General features: G+C 56.3%; 1 protein-coding gene. It reads right to left on the bottom strand.

The annotated features are described in order from the left end of the window. The coding region (locus FN960_RS24280; protein WP_221936867.1) for a hypothetical protein at nt 1-263 on the bottom strand (263 nt) is incomplete at both ends.

The raw sequence follows: 263 nt of genomic DNA, 5'->3' as shown, positions 1-263 counted from the left end.
ATCGGAAGCCATCAGCAGTTTCTGATCGTCGCTTTCCATCAGCATATGGTCAACGGTCGCCCCAGGCGGCAACGTTAATTTGCCGGTGAGCGGCTCGCCCTGACCACGCGCCGACGGCAGCGTAATCGGGTCAATGGCATAGCTACGACCGGTGGAATCAACAAACACTACCGGTTGGTTGCTCTTACCTTTCACCGCCGCTTTGAAGCTATCACCCGCTTTATAATTCAGGCCCGGCGCGTCGATATCATGGCCTTTAGCGC

Origin of the sequence: Alkalicoccobacillus porphyridii (assembly GCF_007293315.1) — a bacterium.
Classification (GTDB): domain Bacteria; phylum Bacillota; class Bacilli; order Bacillales; family Bacillaceae_D; genus Alkalicoccobacillus; species Alkalicoccobacillus porphyridii.
Note: the sequence above shows the minus strand (reverse complement) of the source record. Positions and strands in the feature narration are given on the sequence as shown.